The following is a 17,994-nucleotide window of genomic DNA, read 5'->3' as shown; positions in this document are numbered from 1 at the left end:
GGGCAAGGCGCGCAAAGCCCGAAACAGCACGGGAAAACAGCAATGCCGGACGCGGCCGCAGCGGCGCGCCCGGCTCGATCGTCACGCCGCCGCCGGCGCCGCCCGGCCCATCCGGCCGATCATCAGCGACATCAGCGCGGCCATCAGGGCGGTCAGCCCGGCGGCCAGGAACGCCTCGAGGTAGCGGCCTTCCGAAGCACGCACCAGGCCGGCGCCGAAGGCGGCGGTGGCGGCCCCGAGCTGGTGGCCGGCGGCGATCCAGCCGAACACGATCGGGGCGTCGCGCTCGCCGAAGGCCTCGTTGGCGAGCCTGACCGTCGGCGGCACCGTGGCGATCCAGTCGAGGCCGTAGAACACCGCGAAGATCGACAGGCTGTAGAACGAGAAGTCGGTGAAGGGCAGGGCCATCAGCGACAGGCCGCGCAGGCCGTAATAGACGAACAGCAGCTTGCGCGGGTCGTAGCGGTCGGTGAGCCAGCCCGAGCCCGTGGTGCCGATGAGATCGAACACGCCCATCAGCGCGAGCAGCCCCGCGGCCCGCACCTCCGGGATGCCCTGGTCGGCGCAGAACGAGATCAGGTGGGTGCCGACCAGCCCGTTGGTGGTGAGCCCGCAGATGAAGAAGGTGCCGAACAGGAGCCAGAAATCGCCCTTGGCGCTCGCCCGCACCAGCCCGTCGATCGCCGCCTTGAACGGGTTGGCGCGCCGGGGCGGCTCGGAGACGGTGCCGGGCGCCGACCCGTAGGGGGTAAGGCCGATATCGGAGGGCCGCTCCGGCAGGAGCCAGGCGACGATCGGGATCAGCGCCGCGATGGCGCAGGCGACGGTGAGCACCACCGGTTGCCAGCCGCCGGCCTGCGCGATCGCCGCGAGGCCGGGCAGGAAGACCAGTGTGCCGGTGGCGGTGCTGGCGGTGAGAAGCCCCATGAACAGGCCGCGGCGCACGGCGAACCAGCGGTTCACCACGGTGGCGCCGAGCACGATGGCGACGCAGCCGCTGCCGAGGCCAGACAGCACGCCCCAGGTGGCGATGAGGTGCCAGGGCTCGCTCATCAGCGCGCTCAGCGCCGTCGAGGCCGCCATCAGGGCGAGCGCGCAGAGCAGGGTGCGGCGGATGCCGAAGCTCTGCATCAGGGCCGCCGCGAAGGGCCCGACGAGGCCGTAGAGGAAGATGCCGAGCCCGGCGGCGAAGGAGGTGGTGCCGCGGCTCCAGCCGAAGGCCTGTTCCAGCGGCAGGATCAGCACGCCGGGCGAGGCCCGCAGGCCCGCCGCCGCGAGCAGGCACAGGAAGATCACGCCCACCACCACGAAGGCGTAGTTCTGGCCGAAGGGCCGCGGTCTCGGAGCGGCGGGGGAGGCGAGGCCCCGCGGCGACACGGTCGAACTCATGCTGGGACATCCTCCCCGAATCGTGCTAGGACGTTACGTACCAGTCAGTAACATCGTCAAGGGTGAAAGCATGGCGGAGGCGCATGACGGCAGCGCACCCGTCCGGGCCGGCGACCGGATCCGGGCGGCCGCCCGCGAGCTGTTCTACGACCGCGGCTTTCGCGGCGTCGGCGTCGACGAGATCGTGGCCCGGGCCGGGGTGACGAAGCCGAGCCTCTACCGCGGCTTCGCCTCGAAGGACGCGCTCGTCGTCGCCTGCCTGGAGGATTACGACCTGCGCCTGCGCTCCCGCCTCGACGAGGCGCTGGCGGCCCATCCGGACGATCCGCAGGCCGGCCTCGTCGCCTTCGTCGACGGCATCGCGACGCGCAGCGCCAGGCCGGGCTTTCGCGGCTGCGGCCTCTCCAACGCGGTAGTCGAGTATCCGGAGGCGGATCATCCCGTCCGCGAGGCGGCGCGCGAGGGCCGGCGCGCGCTCCATGCCCGCCTCGCCGAGGTCGCCGGTACGATCGGCGCCGAGGCGCCCGAGCGTCTCGCCGACGCCATCCTGCTCCTCGTCGAGGGCGCCTTCGCCTGCGGGCAGATCTTCGGCCCCGACGGGCCCAACCGTTCGCTGTCCGGCGCCGCCGAGGTCCTGATCGCCGCGAGCCGGACCGGAGCGTCAGCATCGCGCGCCGCACCATAGAATTCCGTCAATAAATCGGGGGGCGGCGGCAGCATGGCCTTGATTCTGTCGCCATGATCGGTCGATACGCGAGAGTTGACGCCGATCGCGGCCCATCGCCTCTTAGGCAGTGTCCGGGCCGCGACCCCCGTGGAGTAGAGCGTATGACCCTCGTACGACGTTTCCAGGTCGCGCCGGCGCTGGTCCGCCTGATCCGCAAGGAGCGCGGCTCCTCCCGCATCACCGAGGGGTACTTCCCGCCCCAATCCGGCCGGACCTCGTTCGTGCGCGTCGATGGCGGCCAGTGCCACCTCGTTCTCGTCACCTCCGACGGCGGCGCCTCCAGCGAGGAGCGCACGGAGGTGCCGCGCGCCCATGGCGACGCGCTCCTCGACGTCTGCGCCGGCCGCGCCGCCTACGACCGCACCCAGGTGGCGCTCGGCAACGGCCGCGACGCCCTGATCGACCGCTACGTCGCCCCGGGCCAGGTCGACGTGGTGACGGTGGTGTTCGACAATCCCGACGAGGCGAACGGCTTCCCGGCGCCGCCGTGGTTCGGCCCCGAGGTGACGGCGGACGCGGCCTACGAGGGCCGCAGCATCGCGCTCCAGGGCGTGCCGCAGCCGGGCGAGATCGGCCTGTCCAACGCCGCCCTCGACGCCGTGCTCGACCTGATCGAGCCGCGCTACGGCTTCGGCCGCTACGCCGCGCCGAGCCGCAACGGCGAGGAGACCGGGGTGGTCAACGCGCTCCGCCGCATCGCCACGCCGCCGCAGCCCGAGCCGACGCCGCCGCCCCCACCGCCGGAGCCCGAGCCCGTCCACGAGGCGCCGCCCCCGCCGCCCCAGGCCGAGGCCGCCCCCGAGCCGACGCCGCCGCCGGAGCCGCACCCGGATACCCGCATCGACGACGTGATCGAGAGCCTGTCCCAGGCGCTCGGCGCCGCGGTGCCGGGCGGGGATGCCGCCCGCGACGACGGCACCCCGGCCTTCGAGCGCTGGACCGTGCGCCCGCGCCGGACCCAGCCGACGCCCTGAGGGCGGCCAACCGCCCCGACCGTGACGCGACGTCGATCGATCCCGGGTTCCGCCACGGCGGAGCCCGGGATTTTTCGTGTCCGGTGTGCGCGACAGGTCGTGCGGAAGCGCGGCCGTACGGTTGAGCGGCCTCCTTAATCCCTCGGCCGCTTGACGCCGGCGCGTCGGCGCGGCACGCCACGTCCGGCCCCGCCCGCGCCCGATCAATGACCGGCCGCGTGCGGGCGGCCGCGAGGGGCGGTGGCGACTGGACGGCGTCGGCTCCCGCTGTCGCAGAGGCAACGGGCCGGAGCAGGGACAACCGACGGGTTTTTTCTGATTTTTGACTTGGAACGGCGGGCACGGACTTTCTACACTGTCCGGGCCGCGGCCTGTTCCCCACGACAGACACGCGGCGGAGGCCGCACCGCGACGGCCGATCCCAAGGCGGCGGCCGGCACCTCGGGGAGAGAACGCACATGCAGCACGCCACGCCGTCCGCGACGGCCACGGGCTCGTCGCAGCCCTGGTACAAGGTCCTCTACATCCAGGTTCTGATCGCCATCGCGCTCGGCGTCCTGCTCGGCTACGTCGCGCCCGACACCGCCAAGGCGATGAAGTGGCTCGGCGACGCCTTCATCGCGCTCATCAAGATGATGATCGCCCCGATCATCTTCTGCACCATCGTGCACGGCATCGCGTCGATCGGCGACCTGAAGAAGGTCGGCCGCGTCGGCCTGAAGGCCCTGATCTACTTCGAGGTGGTGTCCTCGCTGGCCCTCCTCATCGGCGTCATCGTCGGCGAGATCGTGCAGCCGGGCGCCGGCTTCGGCGTCGATCCCTCGAAGCTCGATGCCAAGGCGGTCGCCGGCTACGCGGCCAAGGCGCAGGCCGATTCGACGGTCGCCCACATCATGGCGATCATCCCCAAGAGCTACTTCGACGCCTTCGCGGGCGGCGACCTCCTGCAGATCCTGCTGATCTCGGTGCTCACCGGCGTCGTCATCACGAGCCTGGGCGAGCGCGGCAAGCCGGCGATCCACGCCATCGAGGCGGCGGGCGAGATCTTCTTCCGCATCATCGGCATGATCGTGAAGCTCGCGCCGATCGGCGCCTTCGGCGCCATGGCCTACACGATCGGCGAGTACGGCATCGGCAAGCTCGGCAACCTGATCGGCCTGGTCGCCACCTTCTACCTGACGAGCCTGCTCTTCGTGCTCGTGGTGCTCGGCCTGATCGCCCGCTTCTCCGGCTTCTCGATCCTCAAGTTCCTGGCCTACATCAAGGACGAGCTCCTGATCGTGCTCGGCACCTCCTCCTCGGAGACGGTGCTGCCGCACATGATGCAGAAGATGAAGCGGCTCGGCGCCTCGGATTCGGTCGTCGGCCTCGTCATCCCGACCGGCTACTCGTTCAACCTCGACGGCACCAACATCTACATGACGCTGGCGACGTTGTTCCTGGCGCAGGCCGTCGGCGCCGATCTGAGCTTCGGGCAATACGCCACCATCATCGCGGTCGCGATGCTGACCTCGAAGGGGGCGTCCGGCGTCACCGGCGCCGGCTTCGTCACGCTCGCCGCGACGCTGGGGGCGATTCCCGGCAACCCGGTGCCCGTCGCCGCGATGGCGCTCATCCTCGGCATCGACAAGTTCATGTCGGAGTGCCGCGCGCTCACCAACCTCGTCGGCAACGGCGTCGCCTGCGTGGTGGTCAGCCGCTGGGAGGGCGAGCTCGATCCGGTCAAGCTGCGCGAGGTGATGGCCAACCCGCTGGCGATCGGCACCGAGATCGCCGACGACAAGCCGGTCCCGGTCGCCCCCTGACCGCACGATGACCGCCTTGCGCATCGGCATCGATCTCGGCGGCACCAAGATCGCCGGGATCGCCCTCGATCCCGACGGCCTCGTCCGGGCCGAGCGGCGGATCGCGACCCCGCGGGGCGATTACGACGCCTCCCTGCGGGCCATCGCGGCCCTCGTCGCGAGCCTGGAAGTGCAGGGCGGCGGCACCGGGAGCGTCGGGATCGGCATCCCCGGCGCGCTGGTGCCGGCGACCGGCCGGGTCAAGAACGCCAACTCGACCTGGCTCAACGGCCGGCCGCTGGCCGAGGACCTCGAAAGGGTCCTCGGCCGTCCTGTGCGGCTGGAGAACGACGCCAACTGCCTGGCGGTGTCCGAGGCCGTCGACGGGGCGGGGCAGGGCCGAGCCCTCGTCTGGGCGGTGATCCTTGGCACCGGCGTCGGCTCCGGCATCGCGCTCTCGGGCCGGGCCCTGTCCGGGCGCCAGCGCATCGCGGGGGAATGGGGCCACAACCCGCTCCCCGCCCCCCGCGACGACGAGCGCCCGGGCCCGGCCTGCTATTGCGGCCGTACCGGCTGCCTCGAGACCTGGCTCTCCGGCCCGGGTCTCGCCGCCGACCACGCCCGCCGCACCGACCGGGCGATGACCGGCGAGGCGATCGTCGCGGCGATGCGCCGGGGCGATGCTGCGGCACAGGCGACCTTCGCGGCTTGGCTCGACCGGCTCGGGCGCGGCATCGCCGCGACCGTCAACCTGCTCGACCCGGACGTGATCGTGCTCGGCGGCGGCCTCTCGACCATCCCGGAGATCTACGACGCCCTGCCGTCGCGCGTCGCCCCGCACGTCTTCGGCGGCGGCTTCGACACGCCGATCCTCCAGAGCCGGCACGGCGACGCCTCGGGCGTGCGCGGGGCGGCGTGGCTGTGGAACGATCCGGATAACTCTGCCGCCTAAGGCATGGTAGGCGACAGGTTCGACCGCCCTTCCGCCTCCGGGAGACAAAGCGTGCCGGCCAGACCCGTCGACCTCGACCCGGCCTCGATCCGCATCCTCGAGCACCTGCAGCAGGACAGCGAGATCGGCATCGGCGACCTCGCCGAGGCGGTCGGCCTCTCAACCTCGCCGTGCTGGCGCCGGGTCGCCGACCTCAAGGCGCGCGGCATCATCCGGCGCTGCGTGGCGGTGGCCGACCCGCAGGCGCTCGGCCTGCACGTCAACGTCTTCGTCCACGTCTCGCTGGAGAAGCAGAACCAGGCCGCCCTCCAGGCCTTCTCCGACGCCATCCGCCACCGGCCGGAGGTGATGGAGTGCTACCTGATGAGCGGCGAGGCCGACTACATGCTGCGCGTCGTGGTCGAGGACCTGGCCCAGTACCAGCGGCTGATCGTCGATCACCTGACCCGGATCCCGGGCGTGGCGAAGATCCGGTCGAGCTTCGCGCTCGATCAGGTGAAGTACACGACGGCGTTGCCGCTGGACCATCTGAAAGAGTGACGACGTTTTATCGGGTCGTCGAACGGGAAATCCCGAATCGAAAATTCTCGACGTCATCCCGGGTTCTCGCCTATCGCGAGCACCGGGATGACGGGGAAGGTCCTAAGACCGCGCCGCTCACGCGCTCCGTATCGCCTTCGCTCCGCGTGAAAAATACGCCTGCCGTTCCCCCTCCGCCCGGCTGAACGCCGCCCGCACCTGCAGCAGGTCCTTGCGGGTGAGGAGCCCGACGAGCCGGCCGCTCGCCGGATCGGTGACCGGCAGGCGGCCCTGGCCGGTCGCCAGCATCAGGTCGATGGCGTGCGCCGTGACGTCGTCGGGATGGACCAGGGCCAGGGCGGCATCCGAGACCCGCTCGTCGAGGCGCTCGCCCGCGTGCCCGCCCTCTGTCGTCCACAGCAGGACATCGGCCCGCGAGACGAGGCCGACCGGGCGCCCGGCCTCGTCCAGGACCGGGTAGATCCGGTGCCGGCCGGCCTCCAGGACCGCGACCGCCTCCGGCACCGGCAGGGCGCCCGGCAGGGTGTCGACGCTGCGCACCATCACGTCGGCGACGCGGGTGAATTCGTGCGGATCGATGCCGTATTCGCGGGTGACGTGCTGGCCGCGCCGGGCGATCTTCTCGGTGAGGATCGAGCGCTTGAGCAGCAGCACCGTCACCGCGTAGGCCGCCGCCGAGGCCGCGAGCAGGGCCGGCAGCGCGGGCAGGTTCCCGGTCAGTTCGACGGCGAACAGCGCGCCGGTGAGCGGCGCCCGCATCGTGCCCCCCAGCATCGCCGCCATGCCGAGCAGCGCCCAGAAGCCCGGCTGGCCCGGCAGCATCGTGCCGACGAGCCAGCCCATCGCCCCGCCGAGGATCAGCAGAGGCGCGAGCACGCCGCCCGAGGTGCCCGACGACAGGGCGACGAGCCAGATCGCCGCCTTGACGCCGAGGATCAGCAGCACGGCCTTGAGCGCGGGATGGCCGCCGAGCAGGTCGGCGATGACGTCGTAGCCGACACCGAGGGCCCGGGGCTCGATCAGCCCGCCGAGGCCGACCGCGAGGCCGCCCAGGACCGGCCACCACATCCAGTGGAGCGGCAGGCGCTCGAACGCGTCCTCGCAGGCGTAGAGCAGCCGCGTGAGCAATCCCGACAGGAGCCCCGCCGCGATCCCGAGGCCGGCGCAGGCGAGAAGGCCCCACCACGGCAGCGCCGGGTCGGCCGTGACGGGAAACAGCGGTCCCTCGCCGAACAGGGCCGGGCGCAGCATGGTCGCGGTCATGGCAGCGGCCGCGACCGGGATGAAGCTGCGCGGGCGCCACTCGAACAGCAGGAGTTCGACCGCGAGCAGCACGGCGGCGACCGGCGTGCCGAAGATCGCCGTCATGCCGGCGGCCGCGCCGGCGACGAGCAGCGTCTTCCGCTCGGCGGCGCTCAGCTGGAAGAACTGCGCGAACAGCGAGCCGAGGGCGCCGCCGGTCATGATGATCGGCCCCTCGGCGCCGAACGGCCCGCCGGTGCCGATCGAGATCGCCGAGGAGACGGGCTTCAGCACCGCGACCTTCGGCGACATCCGGCTGCCGCCGATCAGGATCGCCTCGATCGCCTCCGGGATGCCGTGGCCGCGGATCTTCTCCGAGCCGAACCGCGCCATCAGGCCGATGCCGAGGCCGCCGAGCGGCGGCAGGCAGATCATCCACAAGGAGGGCTTCGCCGTCGCCAGGGAGGCGGGGCCGGCATCGAACCGGCCGAACCAGGCGAGGTTGGTCACGAGCCCGATCAGGGCGAGAAGTCCCCAGGCCGCGACGGTGCCGGCGAGCCCGATCACCAGCGCCATGGCGATGAGGACGAGGAGGCGCCGGTCGGCGCGGAAATCGGCGAGGGCGCGGCGCTTGATGGGTGCGGGTGTGCGGAAATCGGACATGCGGCGAGAATCGAGAGAGGCTGCGATGCCGACCGATATATATCGTATTACGATATTTTCAAACGGGAAGGGGACGCGATGAGCGAGGAGTCGGACGAGAGGCTGTCGCGGGAGGAATACGCGGCGATCGCGGCGTTCCGGCTGGAACTGCGGCGGTTCCTCGCCTTCAGCGAGGCGGCCGCCGCGAAGGTCGGCCTGCCGGCCCAGCAGCATCAGGCGCTCCTGGCGATCGCCGGCCATGACGGCCCGCCGACGGTCGGGTTCGTGGCCGAGCAACTCCTGGTGGCACCGCAGACCGCGGCCGAGCTGGTCTCGCGCATGGTCGAGGCAGGGCTCCTGACGAAGGCCGCCTCGCCCCGGGACCGCCGGCGCGTGGCCCTGACCCCGACGCCGAAGGCAGAGGCGCTGCTGGCCCGGCTGACCGCGGCGCATCTGGAGGAGTTGCGCACGCTGGAGCCGGCGCTGACCCGGGCGCTCGGCCGCATGCGCCGTCGCAGCGTCGAGGAGTAGCGGTCACGGATGCAGCACCGCCCCCTTAGTGGCCTTGTCGACGTCCTTCTTCGGACCGTGCAGGGCGAGGCCGACGAGGTCCGGCGCGTCGGCGGGCTCGGCAGCGAAGACCGCGCGGTTGGCCGCGTCGTGCCCGGTCTCGAACATCGCCCGGACATAGGCGCTGCGGGTGAGGTCGCGCTGGATCGCCTGCTGCCAGGCCCGCTGCAGCACCTCCGCGGAGGCGGCGAAGACGAGAATCGGCTGCCCCAGCAACCGGGCGTGGGGGCGGCCCGCCGCGTCGCGATAGGGCTCGCCCATGGCGTCGGGCACGGCGCCGGCGATGCCGGTCGCCAGGAACGCGGTGACGTTCAGCTTCTGCCACATGGCGAGGTCGTCGCGGACCAGGATGGCCACCTTGGTGTCGAACATCGGGGATCTCCCTGCGGATGCCGGACCGCAGGGCTAGAGGGGCGCGAGGGCGGCGTCTGGAACGTTCGTGCGCCCGCGGCGATACACGGCCGGGGTGAGGCCGTAGGCGCGGCGGAACCGGCGGCCGAGATGGCTCTGGTCGGAGAAGCCGGCCGCCAGCGCGGCTTCCGCCGGCGGCATTCCGGCGCGCAGCAGGGCGCGGGCCCGGGCGAGGCGGATCTCGACCAGGCAGGCATGCGGCGAGGTGCCGAAGCGCTTGCGAAAGGCGCGGGCGAGCTGGAACCGGTCCGCGGCACCGGCCGCGTCGCTCAGCGCGTCGAGGCCGAAGGTCGTCGCGGCATGCGCCCGGATGAACGCCATCGCCCGCTCGGCGACCACCGGATCGCTCCCGGGCGAGGGGCTCGGGGTCCCGGCGTCGAGATGGCGGCGCAGATGCGTGGCGAGATCGTCGAGGGCGGCGTCGGTCTCCAGGAGCGAGGCGGCGCCGAACACGGCGCGGCAGGCCCGGTCGATCGCCCCGCCGAACGCAGAATCGTCGGCGAGGGTACGGCGAAAGCCGATCCGCGCGTCGCTGCCGCCCATCTGCCGGCGCAGCCAGGCCTGCGGCAGGTACAGCATGCTGTAGCGGAAGCCCGGCTCCCGGACCGCCTGCCCGTCATGGCGCTCGCCGGGCTCGATCAGGATCACCCGGCCCGGGATGCTCTGCCGGCGCGCGCCGCGGCAGTAGAAATCCTGGACGCCGTCCTGCGTCACGCCGACCAGCCACTCGTCGTGGTGGTGCATGTCGTAGGCGTGGCCGAGGAACCGTGCCGTCACCGCCTCGACGCCGCTCACGGGCTCTCGCCGGAGATGGACGAAGTCGCGGGGCGGGGAGGCGCGGGTCTCGGCTAGAGCCTGGGTCATGAGGCGACTTTAGGCTGATCGATCGCTCGACGCGATCGCCTCCGAGAGGTCGCTCGATTGGCTCTTACAAGCTTCGCTCTCTCCGGGTCATTCCGGGGCCGCGAGAGCGGAGCCCGGAATCCAGACACTCAGGTGAGGCAGAATGAAGCGGAACGCTGTCCGCCATTTTCCGAGCCATCCGCGGCTCTGGATCCCGAGCTCCGCTCTCGCGGCCCCGGAATGACACCGAGGGTATGATCGCGCTGGAGGGTTGACCGATTTTGGACTGGCCCCCGCCCGTCAGCGCCGGCGCACGAAGCCGACGATGTCCTTCACCGCGGCGATGTTGGGCGCCGCGATGGCCTCGGCCCGCGCCGCGCCGTCGGCGAGCACCGCGTCGATGTGGCCCGGATCGGCGACGAGACGCTTCATCTCGGACCCGATCGGCCCGAGCTTGGCCACCGCGAGATCGACCAGCGCGCCCTTGAAGGCCGAGAACTGGGCACCGCCGTAGTCGCGCAGCACGTCCTCGCGGCTGGCGTCGTTCAGCGCCGCGAAGATGCCCACGAGGTTGTCGGCCTCCGGCCGCTTCTCGAGGCCGGCGATCTCGGAGGGGAGGGGCTCGGCGTCGGTCTTGGCCTTGCGTACCTTCTGGGCGATCGCGTCGGACTCGTCGGTGAGGTTGATGCGCGAATAGTCGGATGGGTCCGATTTCGACATCTTCTTGGTGCCGTCGCGCAACGACATCACCCGGGCGGCGGGCCCGCCGATCAGCGGCTCGGTGATGGGGAAGAATCCCTCGCCGTGGCCCTGGGCGGCGATGGCGCCGGCGAAGTCGTTGTTGAACTTCTGGGCGATGTCGCGGGTCAGTTCGAGGTGCTGCTTCTGGTCCTCGCCCACCGGCACGTGGGTGGCGCGATAGGCCAGGATGTCGGCCGCCATCAGCACGGGATAATCGTAGAGGCCGACGCTGGCGTTCTCGCGGTCCTTGCCGGCCTTCTCCTTGAACTGCGTCATGCGGTTCAGCCAGCCGAGGCGGGCGACGCAGTTGAAGATCCAGGCGAGCTCGGCGTGCTGCGGCACCTGGCTCTGGTTGAACACCACCGAGCGTGAGGGGTCGATGCCCGCCGCCAGGAAGGCCGCGGTGACCTCGCGGATCTGCCGCGTCAGCTCGCCCGGGTCCTGCCAGACCGTGATCGCGTGCAGGTCGACGACGCAGTACAGGCAGTCGAACTGCGCCTGCATGGCGACGAAGCGCTTGATCGCGCCGAGATAATTGCCGAGGTGCAGGTTTCCGGTCGGCTGGACGCCGGAGAAGACCAGTTCCTTGAACGCGGGCATCGTGATCGTCGTCCCTTGGGTCGAGCCGTCCCTGGCCGAGGGCTGTCACAATCCCGCGGGCGCGGCGTTCTGGACCGTTCCGGGAGGGGGGTCAAGCGTGCCGGATCAGGGGTGAAGCGCGGCCGTGTCGCGCAGGGGCCGAGCCTCGGTCCGGGCCTGTCCGGTGGGGCAGAGATCGAGCAAAGCGCACCGCCCGCAGGCCGGGTTGCGGTGGAAGCAGCAGCGCTGGCCGTGCAGCATCAGGATCTCGTGGTTGTCGTAGAGCGTCTGCGCGTCCCAGTCGGCCGGCAGCTGGGCGCGCAGGATCGCGTGGGCGGGCCCGACATCGACCTTCGGACCGACGAGCCCGGTGCGCTGCGCCACGCGGTGGTGGTGGCTGTCGACCGGGAGCGCCGGCATCCGCAAGGTGCTGAAGGACAGGACCGCCGCGCTGGTCTTCGGTCCGATGCCCGGGATCGCCTCGAGCCAGGCGCGGGCCGCCTGCACCGGCATGTCGCGCAGGAAGCCGAGATCGAGCCCGCCGGCGCGCTCCTGCACGGCGCGCAGGACCGCCTGGATCCGCGGCGCCTTCAGCTCCGGCCAGGTCACCCCAGCGATGAGCGCCTGCACCTTCTCGGTCGGCGCAGCGACGAGGGACTCCCAATCGTTGAATCGCGCCCGCAGGGCCTTGAAGGCGCGGCCCGATTCCGCGTTGCGGGTGCGGTGCGACAGGAGCGAGGAGATCAGCTCGCTCACCGGGTCGAGATCGTGGAAGTAGGGGATCGGGCAGCCATAGACCCCGCACAGCCGGCGATGGATGGCGAGGGCCTTCTCGGCGAGATCGGCTCCAGCGAGATCCGGTCTCGGCAAGTCTTGTCTCGGCGGGTCTTTCGAAGCGGGGCTCATGACGGGGTGAATCGTCGGAGCCCCGTCCGCGTTCCGGCTGCGGCACCGCGTCCCGTGGATGCCCCTCGCGACACTCCCGCGGCGCCGACCGGGCGTGTCGCGCGAGACGCTCAGGCCTGGTCGGACCGGCTCTCGTCCTTCTTGCGCTCGTGGCGCAGCAGCAGCGGGGTCTGGGCCAGCGCGAAGGCGAGGGTGAGCGGCATGATCCCGAACACCTTGAAGCTGACCCAGAAATCCGTGGTCTGGGTGCGCCACACCACCTCGTTCACGGCCGCGAGAAAGAAGAAGAACAAACCCCAGCGGAAGGTGAGCTTGCGCCAGCCCTCCTGGGTGAGGTCGAACACGCTGTCGAGGACGAGGGCCAGCAGCGGCCGGCCGAAGGCGAGGCCGCCGAGCAGCACCGCGCCGAACAGGCTGTTGACGATGGTAGGCTTGAGCTTGATGAACAATTCGTCGCGCAGGAGCAGGGTGAGGCCGCCGAACACCACCACCACGACGCCGGAGACGAGCGGCATGATCGGCAGCCGCCGCACCCAGACGTAATGCACCGCGAGCGCCACCAGCGTGGCGACGATGAACAGCCCGGTCGCCACGAACAGGCGCTGGTCGGCGGCAAAGCCGAACCGGTCGGCATAGGCGTTGCCGAGGAAGAACACCCCGAGGGGGCCGAGCTCAAGGGCGAGCTTGGCGAGGGGCGGCAGGTGGGCCTGGGGCGGGACGGCTTCGATCTGCATGGGGCGGGGGCGACGCTCCTGTTTGAGGCGCACGGTGCGGGCGCCACCTCCCGGGCAGGTGGGCCCGCGCGGGCGCCGGCGCAACGGAAGCGACGCCATAGACTGGCGCAGCCGGTCCATCCAACCCCAAAACCGACCCTTGGCCGGACCACCCTGGCCGAAGCCCGGCCGCTCCGTTACCGGGCCTCGGTCTCCGCTCCGGGGCGGAGCGCGGCGGTGCGGCGGCGCTCGCAGGCCACCTTGAGGTAGGTCTCGCGCCCGCGCACGAGGCCGCTCTGCGCCGCAAGGGTCTCGCCCTGCATCAGGCAGGTGATCGGCGTTGGCGCCGGGGCGACCGCCACGTCGAGCGCGGTCTCGCGGGAACAATCCGGCGCCGCCAGGGCGCTGGCGCAGACCAGGGCGACGGTGAGAAAATCCGCCATGCCACCTCCATCGGCCGCTCGCGACGCGGTTCGGCGCAGGTCCGGGCCGGACGGATGGGCGCGCCGCGCAGAGCGCAGCGATTCGCGTGCCAGACTTGGACCAAGGTCCAGTACCGCGGCGCTATGTTGCAGTGCGGCACCGAGCGTGGCATCCATGGGCGGCGCCCCGCATCCGACCGGCCGGCGGAACGCCGCGGTGTTCATCCGGATCGATCCCGGTCCGAGGGCCTCACACCTCGGGCCCGTCGGCCTCCGCATCCGCGCCCTGCGCCGCGAGCGTCAGGATCAGGCGCGCCACGCGCTGCCGGACCTCCGGAGGGCTGATCTGCCGGAATGCCGCCAGGACGGCCTGGTCGTCGAGACAAGCCGGCTCGCATCCCGGCGGCTCGCTTCCGATCGGACCGGTTTCCGGCAGGATGAAGAACGAATCGACCGGACACCGCAGCACAGAGCAGATTTTCCACAATATGCTCGCGCTCACATTGTCTTGTCCCAATTCGTATTTCATGATCTGATGATCGGAGACGCCGATCAGGATGCCCAATTTCAGCCGCGAGACTCCCCGGCTCAGGCGAAATTCTCGAATCTTTTGGCCGACGGCGCGCTTCGTCGCGAGCTCGTCAAAATATATATTTTCTTCGATCAACTGTCCCGCCTCGTATGAACATTCTCAGATCGAGCGATCGATAAAGTATGGCGCAACGCGCGCCCATACCATATTTTCCTAACCGACCATGATCAAGGCACCCGGAGCCATGACGAATTTTACGCAGATCAGCTTCGATCTGATATCAGAGATCAAGCAAAGCAACTGCGCCGAACAGATATATTCTATACTTGATAAATCCGCCAATATTTTTGGATACAATACGTTCGTCATAGCCGAGGCGCCGTTGAAGTCGCGCGACATGTTGCAGGATCGGCTCATGCTGGCGCGGTGGCCTGAGCAATGGTCGGAGCGTTACGGCGAGCAGGGCTATATCCATCACGATCCCGTCGTCGCCCATACCCGGCGGATGACCGGCCCGTTCCGCTGGTCGGAGGCCCCGATCGGCCGCGACGAGCGCCTCGCCCGGATCATCATGGGCGAGGCCTCCGAGATCGGATTGCGCGACGGCTACTGCATCCCGATCCAGGATCTCACCTGCACGCGCATCGTCTCCTTCGGCGGCTCGCATCTCGATCTGCCGGACCAGGCCGCCTCCGGCCTGCACATGCTGGGAATCTACGCCGACCTGACCTTTCGCGCCCTCACCTCGGCCGCCGCCAAGCGGCGCGAGGCCGGGCCGGGCGCGCCGCGCTGCTCGCCGCGCGAGATCGAGTGCATCAAGTGGGCGGCGGCCGGCAAGACCGGGTGGGAGACGTCCGAGATCCTCTCGCTGTCGCATCGCACGGTCGAGAGCTACCTGAACACGGCGGCCCAGAAGCTCGGGGCGGCCAACCGCGTCCACCTCGTCGCCCAGGCGCTGCGCCAGGGTATCATAGACTAACGCCGCAACCGTAAAATCACGGGATACCACAACAGCTAACAAATGCCGTATCCGCTCTCTCCAGGAGGAGCGGACATGATCACTGTCGTCGACTCAGCAAATTATCATCAAAGTGCCCATCTTCTCGATGCCATGTATCAATTTCGGCATCGCGTCTTCGTCGAGATCATGAAGTGGGAAGCGTGTCGCAAGCCGGACGGGCGCGACATCGATCAGTTCGACGGGCCGGACTGCATCCACGTCGCGGCGCTCGACGGCGAGGCGGTCATCTCGTACTCGCGCCTGCTTCCGACGACGCAGCCGCACCTGCAGAGCCACGTCTATCCGGAGCTGCTGCAGGGCCGGACGGCGCCGACCGGGCCGCACATCCTCGAATGGACGCGCTGCGCCGCCGCGCCCTGGCGCCGGCCGAACAGCCTCGCGGCCGATCCGAATGCCGGGCGCCAGTTCCTCGCCGTCACCGAGATGACGCCGGCCCTCGGCCTGACCGGCTATCTGGCGCAGGTCCATCCGACCATGATCACGAAGCTCACCACGATGGGCTGGGACGTCGAGCCCCTGGCGCTCCCGACCCGCTACGACGGCCACCTGGTGGTGCCGATCCACATGATCTGGACGCCCGAGACCGCCGACGCGACCCGGCGCGCCTTCGGGCTCGCCGGCACCGCCTACGACGTGCTGCCGCACACGCTGCCGGCGCCGCGCAGCCATCCCCCGCACTACGCCTCGTAGCCGCGCGATCCGTCGACCTGCGACCAGCCGAAACCGGGCCATGAACCAGCAGCACCCCCCACCGACCATCGACGACATCGCCGTGATCCTGCCCGGGCTCGTCCGGGCCCTCGGGCTCATCATCGAGCAGATGGAGCCCCTGCTGGATCTGTCGTGCCACGCGACCAACCTGCCCGAGGAGACCGCGGACCGGATGGCCGATATCGGCCAGGCCCTGACCGAGCACGCCCACACCCTGATGCGCGAGGCCGCCCGCCGGCGGCAGGCCGGCCCGGGCCGGATCGCGCTCGCGCCGGCCGAACCGCAGGCCGGCTAGAGCATTCTTCGACGGCGCGAAAGCCGGTTCGTCGAAGAAAATGCAGACCAATCAAGGACCTCGTGCATCGACCGGCTGCAGCGCGACCGGACGGTGCGCGAGGACGGCCATGCCCGCGTTTGTGCCTTGACGAGACGTGCTCAAACGCTGTTTATGTCGCCGAAGGCCAGCGGTGACATGCCAGGACGGCAATCGTTCGAGCCACTTAGCCGGTGTAGCACAGCGGTAGTGCAGCGGTTTTGTAAACCGAAGGTCGGGAGTTCGATCCTCTCCACCGGCACCAACAATCCCAATGACTAAGAGCGCAACGACCCGCCCGCACCCCCCTCGATCTCGGAAGAGGGGGCCGTTTCGTCGTCGAGCGCACCACGATCTGATCCACGGCGTCGAGGGTGAGCCCGGCCAGGCGTCGGAGTTGCTGGCGCGGAATGCGCCTGGCCGATGATCCGGCCGCCGTCCGAGAACGGGTGACGGGCGAAGGGTAGATCGAGGCAGTTGGTCGAGAAGCCCGGATGCGGGGTGGTGCACGGATGAGAGTCGCGTCCTCGAACCCGGAGGGCAACGGTGCATCGCGCCTCGGATCCCGCTGCAACGCCGCAATCAGCGTAGGGTCGAGACAGCAGGAGCGGCACGTCTCTCCGGGGCAGACATGGCTTGCCGGATGAGGGTGGGCCCGTGTCCTGGGTCCGCGGATTACGGAGTTTCTAACCGCTCAGCCTTGGGAAGCCGGGAAGGCGTGGGCGAGGAGGAGCGTCGGGGGTGTGCGGCCTGACTTTGCGTTCTAGCCAAATTCCTCTGCATTAGATAAGAACGCATTTCTATGAGTGCTCGGAATTTCGAGGTCCAGCATGCCGGCCCAACACGAACTGATTGAAGGCGACAAGCTTAAAAAATTCTTTGCGCACTTCAGGGTCGATTGTGTCTTCGATGTCGGCGCGAATCGCGGCCAATATCGAGATGTGCTGCGCGACGTTGTCGGTTTCAGCGGCCCCGTCATCTCATTCGAGCCGATACCGGAGGCGTTCGAGACCATAAGGAGCAGGTCCGAGCAAGATCCAGATTGGCACGTTCGCCAAGTGGCGCTCGATCGGTTCGCCGGAAGGGCAACATTCAATGTGATGGCGAACGATAAATTCTCGTCCATCAAAGCTCCAAGTGCGTCTGATTACTCGAAACTTTCGGAAGCGAACACCATTGTCAGGTCGATCGACGTCGAGGCAACAACACTGGCGGACGAGTTGCGCTCGTTCTCAGAACGGCTCGGTTTCAGGAGGCCGTTCCTGAAAATGGACACGCAGGGACATGACGCCGCGGTCGTCGAAGGGGCAGGTGTGGACATACTGCGCTTCGTCGGCCTGCAGAGCGAGTTATCGATCAAAAAGCTTTACGCCGACACACTTTATTTCCATGAGGTGATCAGCTATTATTCTGCCAAGGGCTTCGCGCTCAGTTCGATGCATGAAAATAATGCCGGCCACTTCCCGGATCTAGTGGAAATGGACTGCATCATGTATCGCAAGATCGACTACGGCGTCTGAACAGACAGGTCTGCCGGGACGCAGGTGGAGGCGGCGCGCCGCATCCCGTCGGCAGGCTGACCGGAGCGCCGGCGTTCCTTCCGGATCGAGGCAGTGGGAGCCTGATCAAGGGGACGGCCCATGCTCGGCTTGGCCTCACACCCGAGCGCGTCGGCGATGGAGGAGCGCTTCACGGTCTGCCGTCAGGCGCGCACCGCCCGTCGGACCCAGGCGATCTGTCTGCTGGCCAGGAGCCATAGCTGCGCGGAGGCAGCCGTCTGCAGGAACTGGAGCGCCGGACCATTTCGAGCTGCTGATCCGAGCCGCGCTCTGACGGACCGTCGCCAGAACGAACTCGTCACCGATGTTCCTGACGGCCGACGAGAGGACCAGAGCCAGGGGACCGCCTGCACGAAAGACGGCACAGGGGCATCGGCCTTCAGGCTTGACCGGATCCTAAGGCATTGCTACGGCTTAAGAATA

General features: G+C 69.5%; 19 protein-coding genes and 1 tRNA gene. 11 read left to right on the top strand and 9 right to left on the bottom strand.

The genetic code is table 11. The annotated features are described in order from the left end of the window. Positions 1-81 precede the first annotated feature (81 nt). Positions 82-1,389 carry an MFS transporter gene (locus BM430_RS08480; protein ID WP_093566806.1) on the bottom strand — a complete coding sequence of 436 codons (1,308 nt, stop codon included), beginning with the start codon at positions 1,387-1,389 and terminating at the stop codon, positions 82-84. A gap of 70 nt (positions 1,390-1,459) precedes the next feature. Between BM430_RS08480 and BM430_RS08475 the strand changes: the two genes are divergently transcribed. The 5 genes from BM430_RS08475 (at position 1,460) to BM430_RS08455 (ending at position 6,366) form a co-directional block, all read left to right on the top strand. Next, entirely contained in the window at positions 1,460-2,074 is a 615-nt protein-coding gene (locus tag BM430_RS08475) for a TetR/AcrR family transcriptional regulator (RefSeq protein WP_093566805.1), read from the top strand. 143 nt (positions 2,075-2,217) lie between these two features. Further along, complete coding sequence (locus BM430_RS08470) at positions 2,218-3,090, top strand: CYTH domain-containing protein (RefSeq protein WP_093566804.1); 873 nt, start codon at positions 2,218-2,220, stop codon at positions 3,088-3,090. A gap of 458 nt (positions 3,091-3,548) precedes the next feature. Further along, positions 3,549-4,895 (top strand): dicarboxylate/amino acid:cation symporter, encoded by a 1,347-nt coding sequence (locus BM430_RS08465; protein WP_093566803.1) that lies wholly within the window; start codon positions 3,549-3,551, stop codon positions 4,893-4,895. A gap of 7 nt (positions 4,896-4,902) precedes the next feature. Continuing rightward, positions 4,903-5,826: an ROK family protein gene (locus BM430_RS08460; RefSeq protein WP_093566802.1), complete on the top strand. Its 924-nt coding sequence runs from the start codon at positions 4,903-4,905 to the stop codon at positions 5,824-5,826. Positions 5,827-5,877: 51 nt separating this feature from the next. Then, complete coding sequence (locus BM430_RS08455) at positions 5,878-6,366, top strand: Lrp/AsnC family transcriptional regulator (protein ID WP_093566801.1); 489 nt, start codon at positions 5,878-5,880, stop codon at positions 6,364-6,366. Between the two features lie 117 nt (positions 6,367-6,483). Here BM430_RS08455 and BM430_RS08450 read toward each other — a convergent pair whose 3' ends face one another. Further along, on the bottom strand, positions 6,484-8,271 hold the full coding sequence (locus BM430_RS08450) for a chloride channel protein (protein ID WP_093566800.1): 1,788 nt from the start codon (positions 8,269-8,271) through the stop codon (positions 6,484-6,486). 78 nt (positions 8,272-8,349) lie between these two features. On the opposite strand from BM430_RS08450, the gene BM430_RS08445 reads away from it, so the two are divergent. Beyond that, the gene (locus BM430_RS08445) at positions 8,350-8,781 is read left to right on the top strand and encodes a MarR family winged helix-turn-helix transcriptional regulator (RefSeq protein ID WP_093566799.1); all 432 of its coding nucleotides are present in this window, start codon (positions 8,350-8,352) and stop codon (positions 8,779-8,781) included. A gap of 3 nt (positions 8,782-8,784) precedes the next feature. Here the strand turns inward: BM430_RS08445 and BM430_RS08440 are convergent, their stop codons facing one another. The 7 genes from BM430_RS08440 to BM430_RS08410 all read right to left on the bottom strand — a co-directional run bounded on the left by BM430_RS08440 (position 8,785) and on the right by BM430_RS08410 (position 14,102). After that, complete coding sequence (locus tag BM430_RS08440) at positions 8,785-9,192, bottom strand: DUF2000 domain-containing protein (protein WP_093566798.1); 408 nt, start codon at positions 9,190-9,192, stop codon at positions 8,785-8,787. Between the two features lie 33 nt (positions 9,193-9,225). Further along, positions 9,226-10,095 carry an AraC family transcriptional regulator gene (locus tag BM430_RS08435; protein WP_093566797.1) on the bottom strand — a complete coding sequence of 290 codons (870 nt, stop codon included), beginning with the start codon at positions 10,093-10,095 and terminating at the stop codon, positions 9,226-9,228. Between the two features lie 279 nt (positions 10,096-10,374). After that, on the bottom strand, positions 10,375-11,415 hold the full coding sequence (gene trpS / locus BM430_RS08430) for a tryptophan--tRNA ligase (RefSeq protein ID WP_093566796.1): 1,041 nt from the start codon (positions 11,413-11,415) through the stop codon (positions 10,375-10,377). Between the two features lie 105 nt (positions 11,416-11,520). Continuing rightward, positions 11,521-12,264 carry an endonuclease III domain-containing protein gene (locus tag BM430_RS08425; RefSeq protein ID WP_244539382.1) on the bottom strand — a complete coding sequence of 248 codons (744 nt, stop codon included), beginning with the start codon at positions 12,262-12,264 and terminating at the stop codon, positions 11,521-11,523. Positions 12,265-12,410: 146 nt separating this feature from the next. Then, positions 12,411-13,034: a septation protein A gene (locus BM430_RS08420; RefSeq protein ID WP_093566794.1), complete on the bottom strand. Its 624-nt coding sequence runs from the start codon at positions 13,032-13,034 to the stop codon at positions 12,411-12,413. Between the two features lie 176 nt (positions 13,035-13,210). Beyond that, a complete protein-coding gene (locus BM430_RS08415) occupies positions 13,211-13,456 on the bottom strand; it encodes a hypothetical protein (protein ID WP_093566793.1) in 246 nt (81 codons plus the stop codon). Between the two features lie 229 nt (positions 13,457-13,685). Further along, positions 13,686-14,102 carry a helix-turn-helix domain-containing protein gene (locus BM430_RS08410; protein WP_093566792.1) on the bottom strand — a complete coding sequence of 139 codons (417 nt, stop codon included), beginning with the start codon at positions 14,100-14,102 and terminating at the stop codon, positions 13,686-13,688. Positions 14,103-14,190: 88 nt separating this feature from the next. Here BM430_RS08410 and BM430_RS08405 point away from each other — a divergent pair, with 88 nt between their 5' ends. From BM430_RS08405 to BM430_RS08385, 5 genes are all read left to right on the top strand, one after another. Then, positions 14,191-14,946, top strand: coding sequence for a LuxR family transcriptional regulator (locus BM430_RS08405; protein WP_093566791.1), 756 nt, complete (start codon positions 14,191-14,193; stop codon positions 14,944-14,946). A 42-nt stretch (positions 14,947-14,988) separates the two neighbouring features. Further along, a complete protein-coding gene (locus BM430_RS08400; protein ID WP_093566790.1) occupies positions 14,989-15,678 on the top strand; it encodes an acyl-homoserine-lactone synthase in 690 nt (229 codons plus the stop codon). Between the two features lie 40 nt (positions 15,679-15,718). Then, the gene (locus BM430_RS08395; RefSeq protein ID WP_093566789.1) at positions 15,719-15,994 is read left to right on the top strand and encodes a hypothetical protein; all 276 of its coding nucleotides are present in this window, start codon (positions 15,719-15,721) and stop codon (positions 15,992-15,994) included. Positions 15,995-16,202: 208 nt separating this feature from the next. Further along, positions 16,203-16,277 (top strand) — tRNA-Thr (locus BM430_RS08390). A 565-nt stretch (positions 16,278-16,842) separates the two neighbouring features. Further along, complete coding sequence (locus BM430_RS08385; protein WP_093566788.1) at positions 16,843-17,532, top strand: FkbM family methyltransferase; 690 nt, start codon at positions 16,843-16,845, stop codon at positions 17,530-17,532. Positions 17,533-17,994: the final 462 nt, after the last annotated feature.

It is taken from the genome of Methylobacterium sp. 174MFSha1.1 (genome assembly GCF_900116815.1).
In the GTDB taxonomy this organism is placed as follows: Bacteria; Pseudomonadota; Alphaproteobacteria; order Rhizobiales; family Beijerinckiaceae; genus Methylobacterium.
This window is presented reverse-complemented; position numbering and strand designations above follow the sequence as displayed.